General features: G+C 59.4%; 7 protein-coding genes and 1 pseudogene. 7 read left to right on the top strand and 1 reads right to left on the bottom strand.

What is annotated here, in order from left to right; all coding sequences use genetic code 11:
- Nucleotides 1–231: 231 nt before the first annotated feature.
- Nucleotides 232–1,190, top strand: a pseudogene (locus NO345_RS19345) (DUF955 domain-containing protein); the annotation flags it as partial.
- Nucleotides 1,191–1,532: 342 nt separating this feature from the next.
- Here NO345_RS19345 and NO345_RS19340 read toward each other — a convergent pair.
- Nucleotides 1,533–2,078 (bottom strand): hypothetical protein, encoded by a 546-nt coding sequence (locus NO345_RS19340; protein ID WP_256302028.1) that lies wholly within the window; start codon nucleotides 2,076–2,078, stop codon nucleotides 1,533–1,535.
- A 277-nt stretch (nucleotides 2,079–2,355) separates the two neighbouring features.
- Between NO345_RS19340 and NO345_RS19335 the strand changes: the two genes are divergently transcribed.
- The 6 genes from NO345_RS19335 (at nucleotide 2,356) to NO345_RS19310 (ending at nucleotide 7,247) form a co-directional block, all read left to right on the top strand.
- Nucleotides 2,356–3,330, top strand: coding sequence for an ImmA/IrrE family metallo-endopeptidase (locus NO345_RS19335; RefSeq protein ID WP_438266783.1), 975 nt, complete (start codon nucleotides 2,356–2,358; stop codon nucleotides 3,328–3,330).
- Between the two features lie 76 nt (nucleotides 3,331–3,406).
- Nucleotides 3,407–3,715, top strand: coding sequence for a hypothetical protein (locus NO345_RS19330; RefSeq protein WP_368407902.1), 309 nt, complete (start codon nucleotides 3,407–3,409; stop codon nucleotides 3,713–3,715).
- Between the two features lie 444 nt (nucleotides 3,716–4,159).
- Nucleotides 4,160–5,083, top strand: coding sequence for a transcription initiation factor IIB (locus NO345_RS19325; protein WP_256302024.1), 924 nt, complete (start codon nucleotides 4,160–4,162; stop codon nucleotides 5,081–5,083).
- Nucleotides 5,084–5,274: 191 nt separating this feature from the next.
- A complete protein-coding gene (locus NO345_RS19320; RefSeq protein WP_256302022.1) occupies nucleotides 5,275–5,571 on the top strand; it encodes a ribbon-helix-helix domain-containing protein in 297 nt (98 codons plus the stop codon).
- Nucleotides 5,572–5,739: 168 nt separating this feature from the next.
- Nucleotides 5,740–6,996: an RNA-guided endonuclease InsQ/TnpB family protein gene (locus NO345_RS19315; RefSeq protein WP_256302020.1), complete on the top strand. Its 1,257-nt coding sequence runs from the start codon at nucleotides 5,740–5,742 to the stop codon at nucleotides 6,994–6,996.
- Nucleotides 6,993–7,247 (top strand): type II toxin-antitoxin system RelE family toxin, encoded by a 255-nt coding sequence (locus NO345_RS19310; protein WP_256302018.1) that lies wholly within the window; start codon nucleotides 6,993–6,995, stop codon nucleotides 7,245–7,247. The genes NO345_RS19315 and NO345_RS19310 overlap by 4 nt, the downstream gene beginning before the upstream one ends.
- Nucleotides 7,248–7,268: the final 21 nt, after the last annotated feature.

Below are 7,268 nucleotides of genomic sequence, written 5' to 3'. Positions count from 1 at the left end.
AGTCTGCGAACGTTTGTCCTGCAAATCCAAAACATCCTGATTCTCTATATCTAACGATTCTCCAAGCAGGTCAGTGAGTTGCATGGACACTCCTCACCAGGACCTGCTCATTCGACAATCCTACATTCAGCCCGAAATAGTGGCGACGTACTCCCTGAACCTTCTTTGGCGGGCCAGTTTGTGGCTCCCCTATCCGGTGAGGGAGAGCAAGATATCCCTCGGAGATCCTCGATGTCCTGCGAGACACCTCAGACCGATAGCACCGAGACTGACGAATCAAAATCAAGAATCGAGTTCGACGACTCGGATACTCGTCGCGACGAGATGCACGAGTCGCTCGAAGCGTGGGTCGAACAGTTCGCCGAAGTCTCCGACGAGGCGAGAGCGAGCACGGAACTCCAGGAGTGGCTGGACGTCCAGTCGAGGTTCCACGACTACTCCTACCGGAACACGCTCCTGATCAAGTGCCAGTGTCCGGTAGCGACACGGGTCGCGGGCTACAATACGTGGCGAACCGAGTTCGACAGACACGTCACAGAGGGCGAGTCGGCCGTCTGGATCTGGGCGCCGATCATCACCACGAAGTGTCCTGAGTTCGGCAACGCTCCCTCCTACCACGAGAAGACCGACTGTGAGTACGATGACACCCCACCCGAAGAATGGAGCGAGGGACTGGTCGGGTTCAAACCCGTGCCCGTGTTCGACATCTCTCAGACCGAGGGCGAGCCGCTTCCGGAGCTCGATACAGCCGCTCACGGCGATGGCAGTGAAGACGAGATACTCGAGCGCTCCTCGAGGCTGCACCGGAGCTGGGAGTCCGTGTGAACCTCATCCTACCCGAAGAGTGGACCCATGGCGACGCCGCTGGCGTCTGCACCGAGCGCAGCACGTACGACTGCTCGTTGCTCGTCGAGGTCGAAGATGTCGAGAACGATGCCCAGGTGGCCAGTGTGCTCGCTCACGAGTACGCCCACGCCCTGCTTCACTTCGACGTCGACGACGCGAATGAACAGGTGAAGCGCGAGGTCGAAGCCGAGAGCACTGCCTACGTGGTGTCGCAGCACTTCGGGCTCGATGCCTCGAACAGCGCGTTCTACGTCGCCGCCTGGGATGGCGATCCAGCCGAGACGATTCAGAACCGCTTACAGCGTATCGTGGACACCGCACAGGAGATCATCGAGGCGGTCGAAATGATTCTGGAATCCACCGATGTAGACCGTCCCTTCGACGATCGTGGGAGAACTCTCGAACGCTCTCCCCACGTCAGCGGCCCAGAGTGGCTCTCCCGGTCCAGACGCTTCGGCTCGGTCAGAAGAGCCAGCCACACCAGCGCTCATCCCGACAATCCCCGACACTGCGGTCATGAGGGCGGCTCGACGGGAGAGCGCTGGGGAAGACCCCGTGTTTGAGGGACTGTGCTGTTCACCGGTTTCGGCAGTCTCGTGTTCTGTCATCGCAGGTTGGTTCGTTCAGGTCGAATCCGACACGGTGTCCAACTCGGTTCCGCGACTGTTCAACGACGGTCACCCGATTCAGAACCCCCACCGAAGGCCGGACATCGTGGCGACGATGGCGATCATGAGGACGAGTTCGACCAGACTCAACATGCCGTACTTCTTGTTCAAGGCGGCGAGTCGCTCGTGGTCGGTCTCCGCGGCGGCTATCTCGTCGAACATCCCGGCCGTGAACGTATGGAGTGGCCCGAACCCGAGGACGAGCAGCGCGATAGCGAGCGCGAGCGCAGCCCACAGGGTTGGCGTCGGCGACGCCCAGAGCCCCATCATGCTTGCGAGACCGATTCCGGAGCCGATCACGCCGACCGAGACTGGCTCCATCAGGAGGTTCATCTTCGGGACGAACCCCTCGGCGAACTCGGCGTTCGCCTGCTCGGAGAGACTCCCCATCACAGGACCGAGGACGACCGCGCCAAGGACTGCAGTACCGAACCAGAACGCCCCGAGGAAGAGGTGAACCGTGAACATGACCCGAACGTCACCGGAGAGATACCCCAGAACGGGGAGTACCAGTGGAACGGCCACAGCGCCGACCGCAAACGGTCGGCTCGCAGCGTTCGCCATCAACCGGTACCGCTCGCGTCGATTCGTCGGTCTGTGTGCGTCGGTCAGGGACATACCCAACCACCTTTCATGACAATCGGGTCTCAGGTCGCCCACAAAAAAGTTGTCATACTGACATAGTTCGCGAAGACGGCTCGGCCGGAGCACAACTGGATTCGTGGACTCCCACCTCGCATAGCTCCGGGCACCTGCTGTCATTCGGGCCCTTCGCTACCGAGCCCGTTTATGACTCCCCTGTCGGGTGGGGGAGACCAGAGTACTCCCCCGGAGAGTTTCGATGTCCTGCGAGAGAACCCAGACCGATTGTACCGAGACCGACCAGTCCCAGACGAGCAGAACGCAGTTCGACGACTCGGACACCCGTCGCGACGAGATGCACGACTCGCTCGAAGCGTGGGTCGAGCAGTTCGCCGAGCTCTCGGACGAAGCCAGCGCGAGCGCAGAACTCCAGGAGTGGCTGGACGTCCAGTCGCGGTTCCACGATTACTCGTACCGGAACACCCTGCTGATCAAACACCAGTGCCCAGAGGCGACGAAAATTGCGGGCTACAACACGTGGCGGAACGAGTTCGACAGATACGTCTCGAAGGGCGAGTCGGCCATCTGGATCTGGGCACCCATCATCGCGAAACGATGCCCGGGCTGTGGGAACTCGCCGTCGTACCACGAGAAGAGCGACTGTGAGTACGACGAGACGCCGCCCGACGAATGGGACAGGGGGCTGGTCGGGTTCAAGCCAGTTCCCGTGTTCGACGTCTCCCAGACCGAGGACGAGCCACTGCCCGAACTCGATACGGAGGCGCGTGGGGACGGAAGCGAAGGTGAACTTCTGGATGCATTAGTTGACGCCGCACCCGAACTCGGCGTTCGTGTGAACCTCGTATCTCCCGAGGAGTGGTCGCATGGGAGTGCAGCGGGCGTCTGTACCGAGCGGAGTACGTACGACTGCTCGCTGCTCGTCGAAGTCCGAGACGACGACAACGACGCGCAGGTCGCAAGCGTCCTGGCTCACGAGTACGCACACGCGTTGCTCCATTTCGACGTCAACGACGCCGACGAGCGCGAGAAGCGCGAGGTCGAGGCCGAGAGCACGGCCTTCGTCGTCTCGCAGTACTTCGGCCTCGATGCGTCACGGAGCGCGCTGTACGTCGCCGCGTGGGACGGTGAGCCGGCGGAGACGATCCAGGAGCGATTAGAGCGCATTGTTGGGACGGCTCGAGAGATCATCAGCGCGGTCGAAACTGTGTCATGACTGCTACTGCTCTCGGGTATCGAGGACTGGCCCACGTTGTATCCACGAAACCAACAAGTTCGTTGACCCCCATGTGATGCATAGTGAGGCCGATATGAAGCGTGTCCAGTTTCGAGCTCCGAATCGGTTGATCGACCGGACGGACGCGCTCGCCGCTGCCTTTGGTGAGGATCGGACTGACATCCTTGTAACTGCGCTCAGTGAGTACCTGAAGGAAACCACGAAGGATGATGCGCTCACGCAAGACATTGCAGCTGCATACTACGATGACGAAATCTCCTTCGACCAGCTCAAAGCGCTCGTCGGAGCCGAGGAGACGGCCAACTTCCGCGTGCTGAAACAGCAGCTTGACGAGGGATACGTAGACGACGTAGCAGACCTCTAAATGACAGTGTAGACTGCGAATTCGTCGGTCTACTCGGTCTCAGTCTCGGCACTGACGCAGGGACAGACGTGCTCGAACTCCTCGGTCAGAGTAGCGACGAACGAAGGGAGAAGGCAAACAGCTGCGTCGGCCGTACTCTGTCGTTGCTCGATAGATTGTAGCAGATTCTCGATGGCATTTCGTTTCTGTGTTCGTCGTACCAGTGCTCCTGCGACGGTATCCAGAGCAGTTCGTCGATATCTGTGAGATCGAATAGAGACTAGTTGTCGTCGAGTCTGTCTGCAATACTACCGACGAAGGTCATTATCCAGATAATGATTACTACGATAATGACCTCTGGGCTCCCCCAGTCTCTCTCAGGGCCGCACTCGCAACGCAGTTTATCGACCCCTGACGGGTGAGGGGTGTCGTCGAGTCGGCGACGCTCCCGGAGGACGACAGAAAATGCCAGTTAGCGACATCTATCCACGAACGTTCGACGAAGACGTCCCGCTCGACCAGCACGCGAACACCTGTCCGGAGTGCGATGGCCGCATCACGGCCGATTCGAACGAGTTTGCCTGTGAGGACTGCGGACTCATCGTCAGGGAACGGCGGCTCGACCGGGGTCCAGAATGGCGGTCACACGACGAGGACACGCGTCGGCGGTCGGGTGCCCCGCTGACGGCGGCACACCACGACCGTGGGCTCTCGACCACGATCGGGTACGGCACCGACAGCAATGGGAACGGGCTCTCCAACCGGAAGCGACGGCAGCTCCACCGACTCCGTCGTGAGCACTCGCGTGGACGGTACGAGACCAAGGCCGACCGGAATCTCATGCACGGCTTCACCGAGATTCGTCGTATCGTCGGCGCGCTGGGACTCGGGGACTCGATCCGTGACCAGACGTGTTCGCTGTTCCGCACCGCACAGTCGGAGAGCCTGTTGCGCGGTCGGTCCATCGAGGGGGTCGCAGCGGCCAGTGTCTACGCCGTGGCGCGATGTAACGGGCTTCCCCGAACACTCGCCGAGGTTTCCAGTGTCGCCCGCGTCGAGCAAGATCGGGTTCAGGGGTCGTACAAGACACTCAACGTCGAACTGAGTCTCCCGACGCAACCCATGACTCCCAGCGAGTTCGTTCCCCGACTCGCATCTGACCTGGACGTCCCCGACAGGCTCCACCAGCGTGCGCTTGAACTCGCTCGCGAAGCCGAGCGTGCGGGTGTGACCAACGGCGTCCAGCCCTCCGGGTTCGCTGCAGCCTGCCTGTACAAGGCTGGCCAACGCTCGCAGTGGCTGACCCAGCAGGAGGTCGCAGCAGCGGCAGGTACGTCGACTGCGACTGTTCGGAACCACCGTGAGCGGCTCGGAGCACTCGCCGAGTGAGCGTTTTTTTGAGCGTGCAAGCACCATGTTGCGGTGGCGATTCTTGGCCCGGTTCTCGGTGCTGCACGAGAGAATTCAGCGCACAACTTGCGTAGTAGGCTTCTCGCTACCACAGAACAGCGGAAGATTGAATGAAACTGCTACCTGTGCGAAGCGCTTATTGATACACGTCTGTAAAGCATCTGTATATCATGTCCGACGCTGACACTGGCGCGGGGGACAACGATCCCGAGACGGTGCAGATTAACATCCGCCTCACTCGATCTTTCCTCGAAGATATCGATGCAACGTGGAAGGAACAGGGATTCAACTCCCGGAGCGAGTTCCTTCGTCACATCGCCCGAGACGCGGTAAAGAATCCTGACTTCTCTAGGGAGGGCTGGAAACAGATTGCGACTAGTGAACACGGACTTCGAACGGGAGAGTCCGAGCTGATCTCGCGCGAAGAAATCATGGCGATGATGGACGAAGACGCGAATGACAGGTGAAGGCGACACGTGGACATGGAAGTTCACACAGATGCAAGGAGGAAGCCCACGGCTTTAGCCGTGGGAGGAATCCGACAATCCAAGCGACCAACCACGAGCGATAGCAATCCGACTCCCCCACGTCAGTCGTAGAACTCATAAAACAACGTCCCGTATGTGAGGTTACAGATGGAGGTCAAACGAACCATTCCGGTCAAACTCTCGGCTCCAGACGACCGTGAGAACGACCTCCATCAGACGATCGAACAGTTCAACCACGCCTGCAACTACACCGTCCAGAACGGTAGGAACGACGACGGCTACCTCATCCTCAACAAATCCACCATACACGATAAGGTGTACCACGACTTGCGAGACGAGACAGACCTTCCCGCGAACCTCTGTGTTCGCGCCTACTCCAAAGCCGTGGAAGCGATGAAATCCACCGTTGCAGACTGGAAGAAGGGCAACAGCCGACCACTCCCACGATTCAACGAACCATCCGCAGTGTACGACAAGCGGACGTTGACGATCAAGGACAGGTCGGCAACACTCTCGACCATCAACGGTCGGGTCGCCGTTGACTACGATCTCGGTGACTACCAGAAGTCGTACCTCGATGATGACGACTACGAGAAGCGGATGGGAACGCTCCACTACCGCGAGGACGAGGGCGCGTTCTACCTCCATATCGTCATCAAGAAAGAGGTCGAGGAACGTGGCGGTGACAAGGTACTGGGCGTGGATTTGAACCTGAAGAACGTTGCCGTGACCAGTACAGGGTCGTTCTACGATGGTGGCGAACTGTTGTGGGGACAGAACCACTACTTCCGCGTGCGTCGAAGCCTTCAGCACAAAGGCACTCGCTCCGCAAAGCAGGTACTCCGGCGACTGTCGGGGCGAGAAAACCGCTTTGTGCTGAACCGCCTGCACACCATTTCTAGACGTATCGTGGAGGAAGCCGACGCCCACGACTGCTCGTACATCGCCGTCGAACGCCTGACCCACATCCGCGAGCGGATGGATAATCGGAACGACCAAGTGAAGCGTCAGATGCACAACTGGGCGTTCCGCGAACTTCAAGAAATGCTCGCGTACAAGGCCGCCGAGTACGGGATTCGCGTCGAGGATATTCCGCCTGCGTTTACGAGTCAGACCTGTTCGAAGTGCGGGCATCAATCCAGCACGAACCGTGACTTGAAAACGGGTTGGTTCGAGTGCAACGACTGTGGGTACGAGGTTGATGGTGATTACAACGCCGCGAAGAACATCGGCCTGAAGTTGCTAACTTTACCAGAGGGCAAACGCCCCTCTGGGGTGGGCGACGGTCATCTCGCCCTCAAGTCCGGGATGGTGAACGGGAACGGCGATTACACCGCCTACGACAATTCGTCGTCAGACCGGGAGTCCACGGACAAGCCCACGACTTCAGTCGTGGGTCGATGACTCCGCAAGCTGCCGCACAGTTCGACCGACAGGATTCTCATATACAGGATCGCATTGTATCGAAACTGGACGAAGTAGTTGAATCTGAGTGGCGCGAACCCGTGGATTATCTCGAACCACTCACGGGTGGTCCCTTCGATAAACTGCGTGTAGGACAGTACCGCCTGGCGTGTGTACTCAATCGTCAAGATCAGGTTCTGGAAGTACACCGAATCGAGCACCGGAGTGGGGCGTACACTGCGGACGACTGAAACACTCGTTTCGCACTCGTT

Source organism: Haloarchaeobius salinus, assembly GCF_024464185.1.
GTDB classification, from domain to species: Archaea; Halobacteriota; Halobacteria; order Halobacteriales; family Natrialbaceae; genus Haloarchaeobius; species Haloarchaeobius salinus.
The sequence above is the reverse complement of the archived record's forward strand: the minus strand, read 5'-3'. Positions and strand labels throughout refer to the sequence as shown.